This is a genomic window from Pseudomonas sp. OF001 (assembly GCF_904426495.1).
GTDB lineage: Bacteria > Pseudomonadota > Gammaproteobacteria > Pseudomonadales > Pseudomonadaceae > Geopseudomonas.
Genome location: NZ_CAJGBM010000056.1, coordinates 77,699 through 97,380, shown reverse-complemented (window position 1 = coordinate 97,380; position 19,682 = coordinate 77,699). Strand labels below are relative to the sequence as shown.

Below are 19,682 nucleotides of genomic sequence, written 5' to 3'. Positions count from 1 at the left end.
TAGGCACGCATGCCGCTTCTCAGCCTGACCGGGTTGCTGCTGGCCGCGACCGGCAGTGTCGCCGTCGACTTCGAACTGCGCCAGCCGGCGCCCCGCCAAGCCGCGGTACACCTGTGCTTCCGCGGCACGGGCCAGCAGGTCCGCTACGAACTGGAGGTACTCGCCCAGGGGCCGGCGGGACGCAGCCGCTCGCGCCAGGCGGGCCGGCTCGAAGCGGGCGAGGAGGCGCGCTGCCCGCTGGCCGACGGCGTGCGGATGGCCGGCGCCAGCCGGATCGAGGGCCGCTTGCTCTGGTGGGTGGATGGACTGGAGCAGCCCGCCGAAACCCGCGAGCTGCGACTCGAATAGCCGCAGCCCACGGGCCGGCCATGGGCGTCTGGGCGCTACTGCGCGGCGGCGGTGGCCTGCCCGTGGGTCATGTACTTGGGCAACGAGGTATTCTCGAAGGTGCCGGCATCCGCGGCCTGCCACAGGCGCCGCTCGATGCCCTGGGCCACCAGGTGGGCGACCGCCGCCTCGATGGCCGACAGCACGCACAGCTGCGCCGGCTCGTTGGTGGTGTAGCCGGCCTCGGCCTCGAGCAGCTCCTGGAACTCGATGAACTTGAACACCCCGGCGCTGCGGCTGACCGAGTAGATGGTCTTGCTGGTCATCACGTTGGCCAGCACCTGGCCGCTGCGCACGTCCACCGCCCGCAGGTTGACCGACACCTGGTCCACGCGGTACTCGGCGGACAGGCCGATGCCCAGGTAGCGGGCACCCTCGCCACCGCTGCGCACGTTGGTGTCGTAGGCGACTATGCCGCCCTCCAGCAGGATGTTGGCCGCCTGCAGCGAAGGCAGGTTGGCCTGGATGTTGGCCGGGGTGTCCGGCTTGCTCTGCGAGGCGCGGATGATCTTGCGCTCGGTGAGGACGTTCTGCAGGCCCTCGCGCTCCAGCACCACGAACCAGCCGCTGGCCTGCAGCGCATCCACCAGCATGCTGGCGCCGCCCTGGGTCACGCTGGTGGAGAAGGAGCTGGCCGGGGTCGGCTTGTACTGGCCGGTCTGGTCGCGGAAGCCGTACACGGCGGCCACCAGGCGCCCCTTGGGACGCGGCAGGGCGAGCAGGTCGTAGTAGGTGGAAGCCCGTGGGGTGAGGGTCGGAATCTCCGGCTCCTTCTCGGCGGGCATCGGCTCGCGCAGGGCGCACCCCTGCACGGCGGCTAGCAGCACTGCCATCGCGATGATCTTGTTCATGGTCCTGAGCTTCCTGCTTCTATGCCAGCGGCGGTCGATTGATGGGCTAGAGTCCGTCGACGATGACCTCGGCGACCTCCCCCGTCAGCCGGTCGGTGATCACGATCGTCAGGGAACCGTCGACATCCACGATATCGATGAGGAAGGAGTCGGTGGTCAGGCTGCCGGTATTGCCGTTCTGGATGTTGGTGAGCAGTTGCGAAAGCAGGCGCGACTCCAGCTGGCTGGTGAAGCGCTGCAGGGCCGTGGTGCCGGTCCCCGTGCCCCCCAGGTCCGGGTCCTTGTGGTCGTTCTGCGCCTGGGCGTTGGCCAGCAGCCAGGGGCCGTTCAGCGGGTTGCCGCCGAAGGCCGGGTTGACCGGGGTGTAGACCAGTTCGGTGGCCTGCACCGGCGCCAGCAAGCAGACACCGGTGAGCCCGAGACAGGCCGCGAGAGGGCGTTTTTTCATGGTCATAGCTCATCCTTGTCCAAGTCGTAGGTGTCTTGCAGCAGGCTCTCCAGCTTCTGGCGCGTGACGGCTTCCTGGATCAGGTCGGCGGCCTCGTAGGCCACCGGCTGCACTTCGGAAACGTTCGGCGCCAGAAAGCGCCGGTACAGCGTGCGGCCCTCGTACTCGACCCATACCAGGCTCCCCCAACGCGCCGAAGGCCGTTCCCTGACCACCAGGTTGAAGTCCAGCCGGCTGGTGTCGCGCAGTCGCTCGGAGAAGTAGCGGTAGAACTCGTGGCCGATGTGGGAAATGCTGTTGTCGACGATGAAGCCACGGATCTCGTCCTCTTCTTCAGCCGCCTGCAGGGGCGCCTGCAGGGGCGCCGCCAGCAGCGCGCAGGCCAGACCGAAGGCGCGGAAAAGCGCTGGCCTGCGCAGCAGGCAGGCCAACACGCAACCAGACGAATCCCCCGTTGATGGTCTTTGAGTTTCCATGGCGTTTCCCGCCTGTTTTTTGTTTCCCCATTTCGAGCGTAGTCCATCGCCCCTGATGCGCCAGTAGCAAAAAACTGCTGGTCGGGCCGACTCGCGCCCTGCGCCAGGCGGACTATGCTCAACCCTGGAAGAAGACCTGCGGGGGACGGCGCCGCCCTGCGCCGTGCAGCAGACACGGAAAGCCATCATGTACAAGCAGCATTTCGGCCTCACCGAGACGCCCTTCTCGATCTCGCCCGACCCGCGCTATCTGTTCATGAGCGCGCGGCACCGCGAGGCGCTCGCCCATCTGCTCTACGGCCTGCGCATCGACGGCGGCTTCGTGCTGCTCACCGGCGAGGTCGGCACCGGCAAGACCACCCTGTGCCGCTGCCTGCTGGAGCAGGTGCCGGAACACTGCGACATCGCCTTCATCTTCAATCCCAAGGTGAACGTGCTGGAGCTGCTGCGCACCCTGTGCGACGAACTGCATATCGAACTGCCCGCCAACCTGCGCGGCCTCAAGGCGCTGGTCGACCGCCTCAATGCCCACCTGCTGGCCAGCCACGCCCGCGGGCGCAAGACGGTGCTGATCGTCGACGAGGCGCAGAACCTGTCCAACGACGTGCTGGAGCTGCTGCGCCTGCTGACCAACCTGGAGACCAGCCAGCGCAAGCTGCTGCAGATCATCCTGCTCGGCCAGCCGGAACTGCGCGAGCGCCTGGCGCAGCCGCAGATGCGCCAGCTGGCCCAGCGCATAGTCGCGCGCTACCACCTGGAGCCGCTGTCGAGCCAGGAGGTCAGTACCTACGTGCAGCACCGCCTGGCGGTGGCCGGCGCGCGCGCCACCCTGTTTCCGCCGCGCGTGCTGCAACGCCTCTACCACCTGAGCGGCGGCACGCCGCGGCTGATCAACCTGATCTGCGACCGCGCCCTGCTCGGCGCCTACGTCAGGGGCCGGCAGGCCGTGGACAGCGCCACCCTGAAGCGCGCCGCCCGCGAGGTGCTGGGCGAACCCGTCGGCAGACCGCCGGCACGCCTGCCGCCGACGCTGACCACGGCCCTCGCCGTGGCCGTGCTCGCCGGGCTGGCCGTGGCCATACAGCACGGCCTGCCCGTCCCGCAGCTGCCGCGCCCCGCGCCCCCGGTGCAGATCGAGCAGCGCAGCGAAGCGACCGCGCCGGTGGCCGCGGACCGCCCCGCCCCGCCGCTTGCCGTCGTCCCGGCAGCGGACCGCGGACCTGCGTCGGCAGAGCAGGAGACGCCGCCGCTGGCGGCCAGCGACAGCGCTCCCGCGCCGGCCACTGCCGAGCCGCTCGCCAGTAGCGGGCCTGCCGCCGACACGGCAGAGCCCGCGCCGCCCGCAGAGCGGCAACCCGCCAGCAGCGAGAGTTCTGCCGGCATCATCGCCGCCCCGGGCCGCGAGGAGCACTGGCTGCACGAGGCCATGGCGGTACGCAGCCTGTTCGCCCAGTGGCAGATCGAGGTCGCCGAACCGACCGCCCTGGAGGACGCCTGCCGGCGCGCCGGCCAGGTGGACCTGCACTGCCTGCCGATGAACGACGGCCTCGCCTCGCTGCGCAGCTTCAACAGCCCGGCCATCGTCGAACTGCGCCAGGCCGACGGTCCCGACTTCCTCGCCACCCTGCTTGAGCTGGGGCCGGAGCAGGTCCGCCTGGCCGTGGCCGGCAAGATTCAGGAAGTGCCGCTGGACAGCCTGATGCGCCAGTGGACCGGCCGCTACACCCTGCTCTGGCGCGCCCCCGAGGGCTGGGGCCGCGGGCTGGGCATCGGCGCCCGCGATCCGGCGGTAGCCTGGATCGACCAGCGCCTGGCGCGCTGGGAAGGTACGCCCCCGCGCGGCAGCGCCGGCAACCTGTTCACCGAGGAACTGGCCCGGCGGGTGCGTGACTTCCAGCGTGCCCACGGCCTCAAGGCCGACGGCCTGGTCGGCCGGATGACCCTGGCCCGCCTCGCCGCCCTCACCGACGCCGAAGCGCCGGTTCTGGCCCAGCAGGACCACTAGCCATGTCCTACATACTCGAAGCCCTGAAGAAGTCCGAATACGCCCGCCAGCAAGGCCGGGTGCCGGATCTCGCCACCCTGCCCGCCGCGGAGGCGCCGGCCACCCTGCCGTTCGCCGCCAATCGCCTGCCACTGCTGACCGGCGGCGCCCTGCTGCTGGCGGTGGCGGTGACCGGCTGGTGGCGCCCCTGGCAGTCGCCGCCGCCCGAGGCGACCGTTGCCCCGGCCGCCTCGCCCGTCGCCGCCATGCCGGCTCCAGTGGCCAGCGCCGCGCCGGTCGCGGCGGCGCCCGTCGAGCCACCGGCCGGGACGACGAGCGCCCCGGCGGTGCAGACGCTGGTCGCTGCGCCGCCGCCGAGCGCTCCCGCCGCGCAGCCAGCCATTGCGCCAGCCGCGGAGCCGCTGCCGGCTCCGGCGCAGGTCGCGCTGCCGGTCCAGCCGGCACCGGCGCCCAGAACCGTGCTCCCCGCTCAGGAACCCACGCCCATCGCCGCCAGGTCCCTGCCCGCCGCCCCGCCCCCGGCACAGCCGGCGCCGGCCGCCGCGCTCCCCGCCCCACCCAACCGGGTGCTGGCCTTCTACGAGCTGCCGCCGACGGTGCGCGAGCGCATCCCGCCGCTGTCCGTGTCCGGATTTTCCTACGCCGAACAGCCGGACCTGCGCATGGCGGTGATCAACGACAAGGTGCTGCGCCAGGGCGAAAGCGCCGCGCCGGGCATCACCCTGGAGCGCATCGCCAGCGACGGCGTGGTGCTGAGCTTCAGCGGCTACCGCTTCCGTCCGCAGCGCTGAGGGCGGGGAAACCCAGCTCGAAGCGGGTCAGTCCGTCGGCCGAGGTGCAGCGGATGCTGCCGCGGTGGGCCTCGACGATGGAGCGGGTGATCGCCAGCCCCAGCCCGGCGTGGCCGCCCTCGCGGCGCGCCGGGTCGACCCGGTAGAAGCGGTCGAACAGCCGCCCCAGATGCTCGGCGGGAATCGTCGGCCCGGGATTCTCCACCTCCAGCAGCACCTGCCCGCCGCGCTGCCCGATGCTCACGCGGATGCAGCCGCCGGCCGGCGTGTAGCGCAGGGCATTGCCCAGCAGGTTGGACAGCGCACGGCGCAGCATCCCGGGCTCCCCCTCGATCCAGCCCTCGCCTCCCTGCGCCAGCTCGACCCCGGCCTCCTCGGCCAGCAGACGGTAGTAGTCGAGCAGCTGCTCGACCAGCTCGTGCAGCGCCAGCGGCCGTCGTTCGGGGGCGATCAGGCCGTTGTCGGCCTTGGCCAGGAACAGCATGTCGTCGATCATCCGCGCCATGCGCTTGAGGTCGTCGAGGTTGCCGTACAGCGCCTCCCGGTATTCCTCCAGGCTGCGCGCGCGGCCGAGCACCACCTCGGTGTGGGTCATCAGCTGGGTCAGCGGCGTGCGCAGCTCGTGGGCGATGTCGGCGGAGAAGTTGGACAGCCGCACGAAGGACTCTTCCAGGCGCTCGAGCATGCCGTTGAACGAGGACACCAGCGGACGCAGCTCCACCGGCAGCGTCTGCTCGGGGATGCGCTCCTTGAGCGAGCGCGCCGACACGCCGGCGGCCACCTGGGTCACCTCGCGCAGCGGGCGCAGGCCGCTGCGCGCCACCAGCCAGCCGAGCCCGGCGCTGAGCAGGGCGCACACCCCCAGGGCGATCCACAGCCAGCGCTGCAGCGCCGCGAAGAAGTCCTCGTGGTGGGTCACGTCCAGCGCCAGCAGCAGGGTCAGCGACTGCCCCGGCTCGGCCAGCGCCACCTCGGCGGTCATCCCGCGCAGCAGACGCTCGCCCTCCCACCACTCCCACAGCCCGTCGAGCCGGGTGCGAAAACGCGCGGGAATTGCCGCCTCGGAGGGCTCGGCGAACAACACCCGGCCGTCGCCGGAGAGGATCTGCGCGCGCAGGTCCTGGTGCGCGCCGAGCAGCGTGTGCAGCTGCGGGCCCAGGGCCTCCAGCCGGTCCGCGCGGCCCAGGCTGCCCAGCAGGCGCCGGCTGGCCTGCAGCTTGTCGTGCAGGGCGTGGCGATCGAGGTCGAGGAAGTGCTCGCGGCTCAGGAGGTTGACCGTCAGCCCGGCGGCCAGCAGCACGCCGGTGAGGGCCAGCATGAACAGCAGGCCGAGGCGCGCGGTGAGCGACAGGCGGGCGATCACTCGGACACATCCAGCACGTAGCCCATGCCGCGCACGGTGTGGATCAGCCGGGGCTCGAAGCCGTCGTCGATCTTGGCCCGCAGGCGGCGGATGGCCACCTCGATGACGTTGGTGTCGCTGTCGAAGTTCATGTCCCACACCTGCGAGGCGATCAGCGACTTGGGCAGCACCTCCCCCTGGCGGCGCAGCAGCAGTTCGAGCAGGGCGAACTCCTTGGCGGTCAGGTCGATGCGCTGGCCCGCGCGGCTGGCGCGGCGCTTGAGCAGGTCCACCTCCAGGTCGGCGACCTGCAGGCGGGTCGGCGCCGCACTGGCCTGGCCGCGGCGCAGCAGGGTGCGCACCCGCGCCAGCAGCTCGGCGAAGGCGAACGGCTTGACCAGGTAGTCGTCGGCGCCCATCTCCAGCCCCCTGACCCGGTCCTCGATGCCGTCGCGCGCGGTGAGAAACAGCACCGGCTCGCCCTGCCCGGCGCCGCGCAGGCGGCGCAGCACCTCCCAGCCGTCGAGGCCGGGCATCATCACGTCGAGGATCAGCAGGTCGTAGCGCTCGCCCAGCGCACGGTGCAGCGCTTCGGACCCATCCGCGACCCCGTCGACGGCGAACCCCGCCTCGCTCAGGCCCTGCCGCAGGTAGGCACCGATCTTCGGATCGTCCTCGGCCACCAGGATCTTCATCGCGCTACTCTCCACAAGTTCCGGCCACAAGTTCCGGCCAAAAGTGCTGGCCATCAGTGCCAGGCGAATTGTGCAACCGGCCGCCCGCGACAGCCAGAAGCTGACGCGAATGTAATCTGCCCGCCCCGGGTCGCTGCACCATCGCGGAGCACAGATCATTGGCATGAGCGCTCCCCCCTGAATATGATGCGGGCCGAATCACCCCGGCACCCGGGGCTGGAAGTTCCACCGAGCGGGACGCCGATGCACGCGACAGACCACGACACCCCGACCGGTGCGTCACTCTTCACGCCTCCGGGCAGCCGGCGGCATTACCTCTGGAAGGTGCTCGCCCTCACCGGTCTCTACCTGCTGACCGGCATCGTCGGCGTCCTGCTGAGCCAGTCCACCGGCTATGCCTCGCCGATCTGGCCGGCGACCGGCATGGCCACGGCGGGACTGCTGGTCTGGGGTTGGCGCTGCTGGCCCGGCGTGTTCCTCGGCGACCTGCTGATCGACCTGTCGCGCGACGCGTCGCTGCAAGGCATCGGCCTGGCCAGCCTCACCGCCGCAGCCGCGACCATCCAGACGCTGCTCTGCGTCTGGCTGGTGCAGCGCTACCTGCAGGGACGCTGGCAGGTCGCCCGCGACCGCCGGCTGGTGTCCATCCTGTTCGCCGCCGGCCCGCTGACCTGCCTGATCGCGCCGACCCTCGGCAGCGCCGTGCTGGTCGCCGGCGGCAGGATCGCCAGCGACGACCTGTTCAACGAGTGGCTGCGCTGGTGGGCCGGCGACACCCTCGGCGTGCTGCTGTTCGCGCCGCTGGCGCTGCTGCTGTGGCCGGGCCGCCGGACCCTGCGCGGCGGCGAGGGCAACCACCGCTTCGCCCTGCCGCTGGTGGTCACCCTCACCCTGCTGATCGTCGGCCACCTCGGTCTGTCGCAACTGGAGGACCTGCGCGCCCGCAGCGAGGCGCGCACGCTGATGGAGGTGATCGGCGACAGCATCACCCAGGACGTCGCGGAAACCCTGCTGCCGCTGGAAGGCCTGGCGCACTTCATCGCCACCAGCCCGGAGGTCACCCGCGAGGAGTTCCGCAAGTACACCCAGAGCTTCGTCCAGCGCCCCGCCATCCTCTGGGTGGACTGGGCGCCGCGGGTCGGCGCCCGGCAGCGGGCCGGCTTCGAGGCCGCCGTCGCGGCCAGCGGCTTCCCCGGCTATCGCATCGTCGAGCTGGACAGCCGCGGCCGGCTGCAGCCGGCCGCCGAGCGCGCCGAATACTTTCCCGTCCTGTACAGCGAGCCGCTGGCGCTGGGGCGCACGGTGCTGGGCCTCGACCACGGCTCGGAGCCGATGCGCCACACGGCGATGAGGCAGGCCTTCGACCACGGCAAGTCCATCGCCTCCGACCGCATCCGGCTGGTCCGCAGCGCACGCCAGGCATCGCTGCTCTTCGTGCCGGTGCACAGGCTCGACGCCGCTGCGCAACAAGCGCCGGTCGGCTACGTGGTCGGCGCCCTGGACATCCAGCAGCTGTTCGCCCCGCTGCGGCGCAAGGCGGAGGAGCGCCAGTTCGCCCTGCGCATCTCGGACGTCACCGCCGGCATGCCCCGGCGCATCCTGAGCGACTCGCTGCCGGCCGGGGCCGAGCCCGACTGGCATCGCGACGTCCACGCCAGCGGGCGCGTCTGGCGCCTGGAAATGTACCCAAAGCTCCCGCTGTGGCGGCCCGGCTCGACGGCGGAGGAGCGCCTGTTCCTCGGTTTCGCCGTGCTCACCGCCTTTCTCGCCACCTTCGCGACCCTGGGCAGTGCCGGACGGCATGCGCTGGTCTCGCGCGTAGTCGCCGAGCGCACCGCCCAGCTCGCCGAGCTGAACAGCCAGTTGCAGCAGCGCATCGAGGAGCGCGGCCAGGCCCTGACCGACCTGCACGCCAAGGAGGCGGAGATCCACGCGGTGCTCGACCACCTGCTCGAGTGCGTGATCACCATCGACAGCCGCGGCATCGTGCAGAGCGTCAATCCGGCCATCGAACCGCTGCTCGGCTACCGTCCCGAGGAGCTGGTCGGTCGCAACATCTCCTGCCTGATGGCCTCGCCGTTGCGCGAGCACCACGACGACTACATCGCGCGCTATCTGCAGACCGGCGAGCGGCACATCGTCGGCTCCAGCCGCGAGGTCAGCGGCCGGCACAAGGACGGCCAGCCGATCGCCCTCGAACTCAGCGTCTCCGAGTACCGCGTGCACGGGCAGCGCTTCTTCATCGGCACCCTGCGCGACATCCGCGAGCTCAAGGCGCTGATCGCCAGCCTGACCCAGGCCCGCGAGGAGGCCGAACAGGCCAGCCGCGCCAAGTCGGCCTTCCTCGCCACCATGAGCCACGAGATCCGCACGCCGATGAACGGCGTGGTCGGCCTGATCGACGTGCTCACCCAGGACCAGCTGCCGCCCCACCAGGCCGACCTGGTCCGCACCATCCGCGAATCATCGGGCACCCTGCTGGGGGTGATCGACGACATCCTCGACTTCTCCAGGATCGAGGCCGGACGGCTGGAGATCGAGCATGCGCCGCTGAACCTGGTCGAGCTGCTCGATAACCTGTGCGATACCCTGCGCCCGCTGGCCGTCACGCACGGGGTGCGTCTCGACGCGGAGATCGCCGCCGGGGTGCCGCCCTGGATCCGCTCCGACGCCATGCGCCTGCGGCAGATCCTCTTCAACCTGATCGGCAACGCCATCAAGTTCTCCGGAGGCCGCGACGAGCAACCCGGCCGGGTCGTGGTGGGCGTGCGTCCGGCCGCGGACGACCCGCAGCGCCTGCTCATCGATGTGACGGACAACGGCATCGGCATCGCCGCCGAGCATCTCGGCCAGCTGTTCCAGCCCTTCAGCCAGGCGGAGTCCTCGACCACCCGCCGCTTCGGCGGCAGTGGCCTGGGCCTGGCCATCTGCCGGCGCCTGGTCGAGCTGCTGGGCGGCGAGATCGCCGTCGCCAGCACCCCGGGGCACGGCACCCGCTTCACCGTCAGCCTGCCGCTGACCCTGGCCAGCGCGCCGCAGCCGGCCGCCGAGCCAGCGGCACCGGCCGCACCGGTCGCCGGGGCCCCCGCCAGCCGGCGCCTGCTGGTGGTCGAGGACGACGCGGTGAACCGCAAGGTCATCCGCCAGCAGCTCGCCCTGCTCGGCTACGACTTCACGCTGGCCAGCCAGGGCAGCGAGGCCCTGAGCCTGTGGCGCCAGGGCGGCTTCGACCTGATCCTCAGCGACCTGCACATGCCGGAAATGGACGGCTACCAGTTGGCCAGGCGGATCCGCGCCGAGGAAGCCGGCCAGCGCCGCATCCCGATCCTCGCGCTGACCGCCAACGCCATGCGCGGCGAAGCCGCACGGGCGGTGGAGGCCGGCATGGACGAGTACCTGACCAAGCCGATCCGCCTGGCCACCCTGCAGACCGCCCTGGCGCGCTGGCTGCCCCAGCAGGCCCGCCCGGCGCCGGCTGACGCCGGGCCGGGGCCGGACGACCAGCCGCTGGTCGACGCGACAGTCCTCGCGGCACTGGTCGGCACGGACCGCGAGATGATCCGCGAGATTCTCGGCGACTACGCCGAGTCGCTGCGCAGCCTGGCGCCGCAATTGCTGCAGGCCTTCGCCCGCAACGACTGCGACAGCATCGACGCCATCGCCCACCGCCTCAAGTCGTCGTCCCGCGCGGTCGGCGCGGTGCGCCTGGGCCAGCTGTGCACGGCACTCGAACAGGCCATCAAGGACAGCGACAGTGCCGCGCTGGCCCACGGCATGGCCGAGTTCCATCCCCTTCATCACGCCACGGCAGCATGGATCGACCGGTTGCTGAAAGAAGGCAACCCAGTCTGAGCAGGAGGCAATTCCGATGAGAATCCTGGTGGTCGACGACGACCCGTTCATCCGCAAGCTGCTGGTCCGCCAGTTGAAGACCCTCGGCTACCAGCAGGTACTCGCCTGCGAGCGGGCCCAGGCCGCGGTCGAGCACCTGGAGCGGCAGCCCGACGGCACCGATCTGATTCTCTGCGATCTGCAGATGCCGGGGATGGACGGCATCGAGTTCATCCGCCACCTGGTGCGCCTGGGCTACCCCGGCGCCCTGGTGCTGGTCAGCGGCGAGGACGAGCGCATCCTGCAGAGCGCCGAGCGCCTGGCCCGCGGTCACCGCCTGCGGGTCGCGGGCGCGCTGTACAAGCCGGTCTCCAGCGAGCAGCTGCAGCGCCTCCTGCAGGCGTTGCCCGGCGGCGATGCCCCACGGACCGGCGAGGCACGCAGCTACGGCGCCGAGGAGCTGGCCAACGGCATCCGCGCCGGCCAGCTGGTCAACCACTACCAGCCCAAGGTCGACTTCGCCAGCGGGCAGGTCAGCGGGGTCGAGACCCTGGTGCGCTGGCAGCACCCCGAGGACGGCCTGGTCTACCCAGACCGCTTCGTCACCCTCGCCGAGGAGCACGGCCTGATCGACGCGCTGATGCTCGACGTGCTGCGCAACGCCCTGGCCGATGCGCGGCAGTGGCGCGCCCGGGGCATCGAGCTGCAGGTGGCGGTCAACGTGTCGATGGACAATCTGGTGGGGCTGGACTTCCCCGACCTGGTCGAGCAGGAAGCACTGGCCGCCGGCGCGCCACTGACCAGCCTGGTGCTGGAAGTCACCGAGAGCCACCTGATGAAGAACCGCCAGGCCGCCCTCGACATCCTCACCCGCCTGCGCCTCAAGCGCATCGGCCTGTCGATCGACGACTTCGGCACCGGCCACTCCTCGCTGGTGCAGCTGCGCGACATCCCCTTCAACGAGCTGAAGATCGACCGCAGCTTCGTGCACGGCGCCTGGCGCGACAAGTCGCTGGACGGCATTCTCGGCGCCAGCCTGGAGATGGCCCGCCGGCTGGGCATGCGCACCGTGGCCGAAGGCATCGAGGACCGCACCGACTGGGATCACCTGCGCAGCGCCGGCTGCGACGTCGCCCAGGGCTGGTTCATCGCCAAGGCGATGCCCGCCGAACGCCTGCCGGCCTGGCTGGAAGGCTGGGAAGCACGGCGCAGCGAGCTGGTCTGAACCACCCCGCATGCCCACCCGGGCGATGCGGCTGCTCAGGGCTTGGGTTTGGCCAGCATCTCGCGGTGCGCACGCAACTGCTCGAGCATCTGCTCCATGTGCTGGATGCGCAGATCCACCTGCTCGACCGTATCCATGCTCGCCCAGCCGCCGCCCATGCCCGGCGCCATACCCTGGCCCATGCCCATCCCCATGCCATGGCCACCGCCCATGCAGCCGCCCATGCTCTGCATGCCGCGGCCCATGGCCTGCCAGTGCTGCTCCATCAGCTTCTGGCGCTCCTCGGGCGTCTTGCCGGCCATCCAGTTCTGGTGAAGCGTGCGCATCTCGGTGATGTGCTGCTGCCACTGCTGCTCGGGCGGCGCCGCCTGCTCTTCTGCCCAGGCGCTACCCGCTGCAGCCAGCAGCAGGATGGCGCCACAAAGAATCGTCCGGTTCATGTGCAAGCCCTCTCGAAGGCTGGTTGGGAATTTCACTCTAGCCCCGGGCGCCGGACGCTGCGGGTAGCTGACGGAAATGTAATCCGCCGCTCAGCCTTCCGTAAGCAAGGGCCGTCTAGCATGACGATGCAAGTATTTCTGTCTGGCATTGCCCCTTCGGACAATCGGCGTCCACTGGACGCCGTTTCTTTCAGGAGATCCCACCATGCATCCAGGCCACGCCCCGGGCGAACCGTCCCGCTCATTCTGGCGCAGCAAGCCCGGCATCGTGCTGGGCATGCTCGCCGTCATCGCCCTGTTCTACCTGGCGCGCGAACACTACGCCCACGCCGCCGGGCTGCTGCCCTACCTGATCCTGCTGCTCTGCCCGCTGATGCACCTGTTCGGCCACTCCCACAGTGGCCACACCCATCGCTCCGCGCAGCGTGACGATCCGGAGCGGAAAAGGAACTAGCGCATGACCTCATCGTCTCCCCACCCGCACGACCACGCCGGCCATCATGAGCATGCGCACGCGGCGCCCTCGCCCACGGCGGCCCAGGCTGCAGCCGGCAGCGAATACACCTGCCCGATGCACCCGGAGGTGCGCCAGATCGGTCCAGGCACCTGCCCCAAGTGCGGCATGGCCCTGGAGCCGGTGATCCCCGAGCTGGAAGAGGAGGAAAACCCCGAGCTCAAGGACTTCCGCCGGCGCTTCTGGTGGAGCCTGCCGCTGACCGTGGTCGTCACCGTGCTGGCGATGGCCGGCCACCAGCTGATGCTGTTCCATGGCGCTACGCAGAACTGGGTGGAGCTGGCACTGGCCACCCCGGTGGTGCTGTGGGCCGGCTGGCCGTTCTACGTGCGCGGCGTAAAGTCGGTGCTCAACCGCAGCCCCAACATGTGGACGCTGATCGGCCTGGGCACCGCCGCCGCCTGGCTGTACAGCGTCGCCGCCACCCTGGCACCCGGCGTGTTCCCGGCCAATTTCGTGATGGACGGGCGCATCGGCGTGTACTTCGAGGCCGCGGCGGTGATCATCTCGCTGACCCTGCTCGGCCAGATCCTCGAACTCAAGGCGCGCTCGCAGACCTCGGCGGCAATCAAGGCGCTGCTTGGGCTGGCGCCGAAGACCGCGCGGCGGATCAATGCCGACGGCTCGGAAGAAGACATCCCGCTGAGCCACGTACACAGCGGCGACAAGCTGCGCGTGCGCCCCGGCGAGAAGGTGCCGGTCGACGGCCGCGTGCTGGAAGGCGAAAGCGCAGTGGACGAGTCGATGCTGACCGGCGAACCGCTGCCGGTGACCAAGCGCGCCGGCGACACGCTGATCGGCGCCACCCTCAATCGCCACGGCAGCCTGGTGATGGAAGCCCAGAAGGTCGGCAGCGCGACCATGCTCGCGCAGATCGTGCAGATGGTCGCTCAGGCCCAGCGCTCCAAGGCGCCGCTGCAACGCCTGGCCGACGTGATCGCCGGGTATTTCGTGCTGGTGGTGATCGCCATCGCCGTGCTGACCTTCCTCGGCTGGGGCCTGTGGGGACCGCAGCCGAGCTGGGTGTTCGGCCTGATCAACGCGGTGGCGGTGCTGATCATCGCCTGCCCCTGCGCCCTCGGCCTGGCCACACCGATGTCGGTGATGGTCGCCACCGGCAAGGCCGCCACCAGCGGCGTGCTGTTCCGCGACGCCGCGGCCATCGAGCACCTGCGCCGGATCGACACCCTGATCGTCGACAAGACCGGTACCCTCACCGAGGGCCGCCCGGCCTTCCACAGCGCCCTCGCCGCCCCCGGCTTCAGCGACGACGAAGTGCTGCGCCTGGCCGCCAGCCTCGACCAGGGCAGCGAGCATCCGCTGGCCCATGCCATCGTCGAGCAGGCCCGCGCCCAGGGCTTGGCGCTGAGCACGCCGCAGACCTTCGAGTCCGCCTCCGGCATCGGCGTGCGCGGCCAGGTCGACGGCCGTCCCTTGCTGCTCGGCAACACCACATTGCTGGAGGACGCCGGCGTTACCACCGCGCCCCTGCAGCCCCAGGCCGAAGCGCTGCGCGGCGAGGGCGCCAGCATCATGTACCTGGCGGTGGACGGTGCGCTGGCGGGCCTGCTGGCGGTGGCCGACCCGATCAAGCCGACCTCCAAGCTGGCGGTCGAGCGTCTGCAGGCGGCTGGCGTGAACGTCATCATGGCCACCGGCGATGGCCTCACCACCGCCCGTTCGGTGGCCCGCCAGCTGGGCATCGAGGAAGTGCACGGCGAGGTCAAGCCGCAGGACAAGGAGCGCCTGGCCGCCCGCCTGCAACAGGAAGGCCGCCGCGTGGCGATGGCCGGCGACGGCATCAACGACGCCCCGGCGCTGGCCCGCGCCGACGTCGGCATCGCCATGGGCACCGGCACCGACGTGGCGATGAGCAGCGCCCAGATCACCCTGGTCAAGGGCGACCTGCTCGGCATCCTGCGTGCACGCAGCCTGTCGGTGGCCACGGTGAAGAACATGCACCAGAACCTGACCTTCGCCTTCCTCTACAACGCCATGGGCATCCCGCTGGCCGCCGGCCTGTTCTACCCGCTGACCGGCCACCTGCTGTCGCCGCTGATCGCCGCCCTGGCGATGAGCGTCAGCTCGGCCTCGGTGGTGTTCAACGCCCTGCGCCTGCGCCAGGCTCGGATCGACTGAAGAAAAACCCTTGACCTTGCCACGAGGTCAAGGTCGAAGATGATGGCAAGGCCGGAATCGCCGGCCACCATGAGAGGAGTTCCACGATGAGCAGCATCGAACTGAACGTCCAGGACATGACCTGTGGTTCCTGCGTCAAGCACGTCACCCAGGCCCTGAGCCCGCTGCCCGGTGTCGAGGCGGTGGAAGTCGACCTGCAGGCCGGTCGCGTGCTCGTCAGCGGCAGCGCCGACGGCGCCGCCCTGATCGCCGCCCTGGATGACGCCGGCTACCCGGCGCAACTGGCCGGCCCGGCCAGCGCACCGGCAGCCGCCAAGACCGGCGGCTGCGGCGTCGGTTGCGGCTGTCACGGTTAACCAACGGAGGATTCTCATGCACGCCAAACTGCGTATCGCCACCCTCGCCGCCCTGCTGATGAGCGGCGCCGTCCAGGCCGCCGACGCCCTGACCATCGACGTCCACCGCGACGCCAACTGCGGCTGCTGCAAGGACTGGATCAAGCACCTGGAGGCCAACGGCTTCAGCGTGCGCGACCACGTCGAGCCGGACATGAGCGCGGTCAAGCAGCGCCTCGGCGTGGCGCCGCGGCTGGCCTCATGCCATACGGGGGTGATCGACGGCAAGTTCGTCGAGGGCCACGTGCCGGCGGCGCAGATCCTCGAACTGCGCCAGCGCCCCGACCTGCTCGGCCTCGCCGTGCCGGGCATGCCGGCCGGTTCGCCGGGCATGGAATACGGCGACCGCCGGGACGCCTACCAGGTGATCGGCCTGACCAGGGACGGCACCGACGAGGTGGTGGCCGACTACCCGGCCAAGTGACCGGCTGCGCGGCTGCCGGCCGAGCCGTGTAGGCCCCGGCAACCGGCCAGGCTCAGGCCAGCAGGCTGCGGTCAAAGACGAACACCTCGCCCTTCGGCGGGCAGTGCTCGTAGATGACCTGCGGCCGGCCCATCGGCGGCCGGTTCTTCTCGCCGGTGTCGCGAATCCAGCCCTGGCTCTTCATCTTCTCCAGCCGCCCGCGCAGGGTGGTGTGCTGCACCGCCTGGCCGAGGCAGGCCTCGAAGGCGGTCAGCGCCTCGCCGACGGTGAAGCGTGGGCCGAGCAGGTACAGCGGCAGCGCGGTGTACACCGACTTGCCGGCCAGCCGCTCGGCCACCCGGCGTACCAGCTGGGCGTGGTCGAACGGCAAGGGGAAGCTGCCGTCGAGGATCTGCCCGAGCGGCACGAAGCGCAGGTCGGCCTCCTGGAGCGTGGGCTGCGGCGCCAGCAATGCCAGATAGAAGGTGGTGATCGACCAGCCGCGCGGGTCGCGCACGTCGTTGCCCTCGGTGCCGACCTGCTCCAGGTAGGCCGGCTCGATATGCGCCTTGAAGGTCAGTGCCCGCACCACCGCATCCTCGAGGGTGCGGTCACTCTGCAGACCGTTGATCAGCACGCCCGGCAGCGCCCATTTGCCGGGATAGGGGATCTCCGTGCTGTCCGCACGCAGGCGGAGCAGCACCTCCAGGCCCTCCCCGCCCAGGCGCAGCGCCACTATGTCCACGCTCGCCAGAATTTCCGCCGAATTCATCCATCCTCCCGAACCGTCGATGCCATCTGTTTGTATTCTGCCACTTTTTACGCAAGAAGAAATAAATCCATTGCCGCGCATCGCCGACGCAAGTGGCTGTAGGGGCGAATTCATTCGCCTGACAGGGCCGAGCTGGCGAATAAATTCGCCCCTACAGGTTGATCAGGTGCTACTCGCGGGGAAAGCCCAGAAGCCGCGATCTCGAGCAACGCTTGACTACTTATTTCATTAGGTGAAATATATATAGCCACACCCCAAGCCGAGACCCCGGTCATGCGCATAGCCAGCTTCGATGTCGATGCCCAGAAAGGCTTCACCCCGCTCTGCCCCGACGAGCTGCCGGTGCCCGGCGGCGACCAGATCGCCCCGGCGCTCAACCACCTGGCGAGCAAGGCGCATCTGCGCCTGGGCAGCAAGGACGCCCACAGCCCGGCGGCGGCCTGGCAGGTCGCCAGCCACGCGGAGATGCTGCAGCCGCTGGCGCTGGCCAACGCCGACCTGACCTGGGTCAGCCACTGCGTGACCGGCACGCCCGGCTTCGAGCTGCTCGACACGCTGCCGGCGCCACTGGACTACGACTACTTTGTCTGGAAAGGCATCGAGCCGGACCTGCACCCCTACGGCGCCTGCTACCACGATCTGGCCGAGCGGCGCAGCACCGGCGCCATCGAGTTCCTCCGCCAGCAGGCGGTCGAGCTGGTGCTGGTCGGCGGCCTGGCGCTGGACTACTGCGTGCGCACCACCGCCCTGCAGCTGCGCCGCGCCGGCTTCGCGGTCGGCGTCTACCTGCCGGCCTGCCGCGCGCTGGCTGAGGACAGCGCGCGCATCGCCCTCGCCGAGCTGGAAGCCGCCGGCGTCGCCCTCTACCCCACCGCGCAGGCGCTGGACGCCGCCTTCGCCACCGCCCGGGAGCACTGAGATGGCCGAGAGCGTATTCGCCGAACGCATCGTGCAGAGCCTGCTCGACACCGACTTCTACAAGCTGACCATGATGCAGGCGGTGCTGCACAACTATCCCAACGCCGAGGTGGAGTGGGAGTTCCGCTGCCGCAGCGACGAGGATCTCAGCCCCTATCTCGCCGAGATCCGCCATCAGATCGGACGCCTCGAGGAACTGTCCATGAGCGCCGACCAACTGGCTTTCCTCGAGCGCATCCCGTTCCTCAAGGCCGATTTCCTGCGTTTCCTCGGCCTGTTCCGCTTCAACCTGCGCTACGTGCACACCGCCATCGAGGATGGCCAGCTGGCGATCCGCGTGCGCGGCCCCTGGCTGCACGTGATCCTCTTCGAGGTGCCGTTGCTGGCCATCGTCAGCGAGGTGCGCAACCGCTACCGCTATCGCGAGGTGGTCCTCGAGCAGGTCGCCGAACGCCTCTACGCCAAGCTCGACGCGCTGCGCCGCGAGGCCACCCCCTCCGAGCTGGCCGGTTTCCAGCTGGCCGACTTCGGCACCCGCCGGCGCTTCTCCTACCGCACCCAGGAAGAGGTGGTGAACATCCTGCGCCACGACTTCCCCGGCCACTTCGTCGGCACCAGCAACGTGCACCTGGCGCGCGAGTACGGCCTCAAGCCCATCGGCACCATGGCCCACGAGTGGCTGATGGCCCACCAGCAGCTCGGCCCGCGGCTGATCGACAGCCAGCGCGCCGCGCTGGACTGCTGGGTGCGCGAGTACCGCGGCCTGCTCGGCATCGCCCTGACCGACTGCATCACCATGGATGCCTTCCTCGCCGACTTCGACCTGTACTTCGCCAAGCTCTTCGACGGCCTGCGCCACGACTCCGGCGACCCGCTGGCCTGGGCGGAGAAGGCCATCGCCCATTACGAGAAACTCGGCATCGACCCGCGCGGCAAGACCCTGGTGTTCTCCGACGGCCTCGACTTCCCGCGCGCGCTGGCCCTGTACCGCCAGCTGCGCGGGCGGATCAACGTCAGCTTCGGCATCGGCACCAACCTGACCTGCGACATTCCGGGGGTGACGCCGACCAACATGGTGATCAAGATGACGGCTTGCAACGGCGAGCCGGTGGCTAAGATCTCCGACGCCCCCGGCAAGACCCAGTGCCGCGACCCGAACTTCGTCGCCTACCTCAAACACGTGTTCCGTGTCCCCAGCGCCACAGAAGGAGCCTGAGATGAACGAGCTGCAACAACGGATCGCCGCCGAGCTGGCGGTGGTGCCCCCCTTCGCCGATGCCGCCGCCGAACTGGCGGAAATCGACCGGCGCAAGGCCTTCATCAAGAACTGCCTGCGCGAGACCGGCCTCAAGGTGCTGGTGCTCGGCATCAGCGGCGGGGTCGACTCGTCGACCGCCGGGCGCCTGGCCCAGCTCGCTGTCGAGGAGCTGCGCGCGGAAACCGACGATGCCGACTACCGATTCATCGCCGTGCGCCTGCCCCACGACACCCAGCACGACGAGGCCGATGCCCAGGCCGCCATGCGCTTCATCCGCACCGACGAGGAACAGACGGTGAACATCGGCGGCGCCGTGCGCGGGCTGGTCGACCAGGTCGCCGAACTCGATCCGCTGACGCCCGGACGCCGCGACTTCGTGGTCGGCAACGTCAAGGCGCGGGTGCGCATGGTCGCCCAGTACGCCATCGCCAACGCGCGCAACGGCCTGGTGATCGGTACCGACCACGCCGCCGAGGCAGTGATGGGCTTCTTCACCAAGTTCGGCGACGGCGCCTGCGACCTGGCACCGCTGACCGGGCTGGTCAAGCACCAGGTGCGCGCCCTCGCCGCCCGCCTCGGCGCGCCGGCCGAGCTGGTGCACAAGGTGCCGACCGCCGACCTCGAGGAACTGCGCCCCGGCCGGCCCGACGAGGAAGCCCACGGCGTCAGCTACGCCGAGATCGACGCCTTCCTGCACGGCCAGCCGGTATCCGAGCGCGCCGCGGACATCATCCGGCGCACCTGGGCGGCCACCACCCACAAGCGCGCGCTGCCCAGGGTGCCGTGACACCG

19 protein-coding genes are annotated in these 19,682 nt (G+C 70.2%); 12 read left to right on the top strand and 7 right to left on the bottom strand.

Features of this window, described 5'->3' with window-relative positions:
* Positions 1-9 precede the first annotated feature (9 nt).
* On the top strand, positions 10-348 hold the full coding sequence (locus RA210_RS19095; protein WP_201487672.1) for a hypothetical protein: 339 nt from the start codon (positions 10-12) through the stop codon (positions 346-348).
* Between the two features lie 35 nt (positions 349-383).
* Here RA210_RS19095 and RA210_RS19090 read toward each other — a convergent pair whose 3' ends face one another.
* The 3 genes from RA210_RS19090 to csgE are packed head-to-tail and all read right to left on the bottom strand — an operon-like array spanning position 384 to position 2,120.
* Positions 384-1,238 (bottom strand): CsgG/HfaB family protein, encoded by an 855-nt coding sequence (locus RA210_RS19090; RefSeq protein ID WP_136490607.1) that lies wholly within the window; start codon positions 1,236-1,238, stop codon positions 384-386.
* Between the two features lie 46 nt (positions 1,239-1,284).
* A complete protein-coding gene (locus RA210_RS19085) occupies positions 1,285-1,686 on the bottom strand; it encodes a curli assembly protein CsgF (RefSeq protein WP_201487671.1) in 402 nt (133 codons plus the stop codon).
* 2 nt (positions 1,687-1,688) lie between these two features.
* Complete coding sequence (gene csgE, locus RA210_RS19080; RefSeq protein WP_442963409.1) at positions 1,689-2,120, bottom strand: curli production assembly/transport protein CsgE; 432 nt, start codon at positions 2,118-2,120, stop codon at positions 1,689-1,691.
* Positions 2,121-2,349: 229 nt separating this feature from the next.
* Here csgE and RA210_RS19075 point away from each other — a divergent pair, with 229 nt between their 5' ends.
* Together RA210_RS19075 and RA210_RS19070 are read left to right on the top strand one after the other, a co-directional pair.
* The gene (locus tag RA210_RS19075; protein ID WP_201487669.1) at positions 2,350-4,167 is read left to right on the top strand and encodes an AAA family ATPase; all 1,818 of its coding nucleotides are present in this window, start codon (positions 2,350-2,352) and stop codon (positions 4,165-4,167) included.
* Positions 4,168-4,169: 2 nt separating this feature from the next.
* Positions 4,170-4,958: a general secretion pathway protein GspB gene (locus RA210_RS19070; RefSeq protein WP_201487668.1), complete on the top strand. Its 789-nt coding sequence runs from the start codon at positions 4,170-4,172 to the stop codon at positions 4,956-4,958.
* Here RA210_RS19070 and RA210_RS19065 read toward each other — a convergent pair.
* Together RA210_RS19065 and RA210_RS19060 are read right to left on the bottom strand one after the other, a co-directional pair.
* Complete coding sequence (locus RA210_RS19065; protein WP_201487711.1) at positions 4,927-6,318, bottom strand: heavy metal sensor histidine kinase; 1,392 nt, start codon at positions 6,316-6,318, stop codon at positions 4,927-4,929. The genes RA210_RS19070 and RA210_RS19065 overlap by 32 nt on opposite strands.
* A complete protein-coding gene (locus tag RA210_RS19060) occupies positions 6,318-6,995 on the bottom strand; it encodes a heavy metal response regulator transcription factor (protein WP_201487667.1) in 678 nt (225 codons plus the stop codon). Before RA210_RS19060 ends, RA210_RS19065 begins: the two co-directional genes overlap by 1 nt.
* 243 nt (positions 6,996-7,238) lie before the next feature.
* Between RA210_RS19060 and RA210_RS19055 the strand changes: the two genes are divergently transcribed.
* Together RA210_RS19055 and RA210_RS19050 are read left to right on the top strand one after the other, a co-directional pair.
* Positions 7,239-10,847 (top strand): CHASE domain-containing protein, encoded by a 3,609-nt coding sequence (locus RA210_RS19055; RefSeq protein WP_201487666.1) that lies wholly within the window; start codon positions 7,239-7,241, stop codon positions 10,845-10,847.
* A gap of 16 nt (positions 10,848-10,863) precedes the next feature.
* Positions 10,864-12,051, top strand: a complete 1,188-nt coding sequence (locus RA210_RS19050) for an EAL domain-containing response regulator (RefSeq protein WP_201487665.1) — start codon at positions 10,864-10,866, stop codon at positions 12,049-12,051.
* A 35-nt stretch (positions 12,052-12,086) separates the two neighbouring features.
* Here the strand turns inward: RA210_RS19050 and RA210_RS19045 are convergent, their stop codons facing one another.
* Entirely contained in the window at positions 12,087-12,491 is a 405-nt protein-coding gene (locus RA210_RS19045) for a hypothetical protein (protein WP_201487664.1), read from the bottom strand.
* A 205-nt stretch (positions 12,492-12,696) separates the two neighbouring features.
* On the opposite strand from RA210_RS19045, the gene RA210_RS21945 reads away from it, so the two are divergent.
* From RA210_RS21945 to RA210_RS19030, 4 genes are all read left to right on the top strand, one after another.
* Positions 12,697-12,945: a DUF2933 domain-containing protein gene (locus RA210_RS21945; RefSeq protein WP_236574813.1), complete on the top strand. Its 249-nt coding sequence runs from the start codon at positions 12,697-12,699 to the stop codon at positions 12,943-12,945.
* A 117-nt stretch (positions 12,946-13,062) separates the two neighbouring features.
* Positions 13,063-15,144: a copper-transporting P-type ATPase gene (locus tag RA210_RS19040; RefSeq protein ID WP_268932807.1), complete on the top strand. Its 2,082-nt coding sequence runs from the start codon at positions 13,063-13,065 to the stop codon at positions 15,142-15,144.
* An 86-nt stretch (positions 15,145-15,230) separates the two neighbouring features.
* Complete coding sequence (locus RA210_RS19035) at positions 15,231-15,500, top strand: heavy-metal-associated domain-containing protein (RefSeq protein WP_201487663.1); 270 nt, start codon at positions 15,231-15,233, stop codon at positions 15,498-15,500.
* Between the two features lie 16 nt (positions 15,501-15,516).
* Complete coding sequence (locus RA210_RS19030; protein WP_201487662.1) at positions 15,517-15,963, top strand: DUF411 domain-containing protein; 447 nt, start codon at positions 15,517-15,519, stop codon at positions 15,961-15,963.
* Between the two features lie 52 nt (positions 15,964-16,015).
* Here RA210_RS19030 and RA210_RS19025 read toward each other — a convergent pair whose 3' ends face one another.
* Positions 16,016-16,714, bottom strand: a complete 699-nt coding sequence (locus RA210_RS19025) for an NUDIX hydrolase (protein ID WP_201487661.1) — start codon at positions 16,712-16,714, stop codon at positions 16,016-16,018.
* A gap of 273 nt (positions 16,715-16,987) precedes the next feature.
* On the opposite strand from RA210_RS19025, the gene RA210_RS19020 reads away from it, so the two are divergent.
* The 3 genes from RA210_RS19020 to nadE are packed head-to-tail and all read left to right on the top strand — an operon-like array spanning position 16,988 to position 19,677.
* Complete coding sequence (locus tag RA210_RS19020; protein ID WP_201487660.1) at positions 16,988-17,632, top strand: nicotinamidase; 645 nt, start codon at positions 16,988-16,990, stop codon at positions 17,630-17,632.
* A gap of 1 nt (position 17,633) precedes the next feature.
* Positions 17,634-18,848: a nicotinate phosphoribosyltransferase gene (gene pncB / locus RA210_RS19015; RefSeq protein WP_201487659.1), complete on the top strand. Its 1,215-nt coding sequence runs from the start codon at positions 17,634-17,636 to the stop codon at positions 18,846-18,848.
* 1 nt (position 18,849) lies between these two features.
* A complete protein-coding gene (gene nadE / locus RA210_RS19010) occupies positions 18,850-19,677 on the top strand; it encodes an ammonia-dependent NAD(+) synthetase (protein ID WP_201487658.1) in 828 nt (275 codons plus the stop codon).
* Positions 19,678-19,682 lie beyond the last annotated feature (5 nt).

Excerpts from the sequence above, each read along its gene's own strand:
- RA210_RS21945 (WP_236574813.1), top strand. The coding sequence starts at position 12,697 with ATGCATCCAGGCCACGCCCCGGGCGAACCGTCCCGCTCATTCTGGCGC.
- nadE (WP_201487658.1), top strand. The coding sequence starts at position 18,850 with ATGAACGAGCTGCAACAACGGATCGCCGCCGAGCTGGCGGTGGTGCCC.
- RA210_RS19070 (WP_201487668.1), top strand. The coding sequence starts at position 4,170 with ATGTCCTACATACTCGAAGCCCTGAAGAAGTCCGAATACGCCCGCCAG.
- RA210_RS19060 (WP_201487667.1), bottom strand. The coding sequence starts at position 6,995 with ATGAAGATCCTGGTGGCCGAGGACGATCCGAAGATCGGTGCCTACCTG.
- RA210_RS19035 (WP_201487663.1), top strand. The coding sequence starts at position 15,231 with ATGAGCAGCATCGAACTGAACGTCCAGGACATGACCTGTGGTTCCTGC.
- RA210_RS19030 (WP_201487662.1), top strand. The coding sequence starts at position 15,517 with ATGCACGCCAAACTGCGTATCGCCACCCTCGCCGCCCTGCTGATGAGC.
- RA210_RS19090 (WP_136490607.1), bottom strand. The coding sequence starts at position 1,238 with ATGAACAAGATCATCGCGATGGCAGTGCTGCTAGCCGCCGTGCAGGGG.
- RA210_RS19045 (WP_201487664.1), bottom strand. The coding sequence starts at position 12,491 with ATGAACCGGACGATTCTTTGTGGCGCCATCCTGCTGCTGGCTGCAGCG.
- RA210_RS19040 (WP_268932807.1), top strand. The coding sequence starts at position 13,063 with ATGCACCCGGAGGTGCGCCAGATCGGTCCAGGCACCTGCCCCAAGTGC.
- RA210_RS19025 (WP_201487661.1), bottom strand. The coding sequence starts at position 16,714 with ATGAATTCGGCGGAAATTCTGGCGAGCGTGGACATAGTGGCGCTGCGC.
- RA210_RS19085 (WP_201487671.1), bottom strand. The coding sequence starts at position 1,686 with ATGAAAAAACGCCCTCTCGCGGCCTGTCTCGGGCTCACCGGTGTCTGC.
- RA210_RS19075 (WP_201487669.1), top strand. The coding sequence starts at position 2,350 with ATGTACAAGCAGCATTTCGGCCTCACCGAGACGCCCTTCTCGATCTCG.
- pncB (WP_201487659.1), top strand. The coding sequence starts at position 17,634 with ATGGCCGAGAGCGTATTCGCCGAACGCATCGTGCAGAGCCTGCTCGAC.
- RA210_RS19050 (WP_201487665.1), top strand. The coding sequence starts at position 10,864 with ATGAGAATCCTGGTGGTCGACGACGACCCGTTCATCCGCAAGCTGCTG.
- RA210_RS19020 (WP_201487660.1), top strand. The coding sequence starts at position 16,988 with ATGCGCATAGCCAGCTTCGATGTCGATGCCCAGAAAGGCTTCACCCCG.
- RA210_RS19095 (WP_201487672.1), top strand. The coding sequence starts at position 10 with ATGCCGCTTCTCAGCCTGACCGGGTTGCTGCTGGCCGCGACCGGCAGT.
- RA210_RS19055 (WP_201487666.1), top strand. The coding sequence starts at position 7,239 with ATGCACGCGACAGACCACGACACCCCGACCGGTGCGTCACTCTTCACG.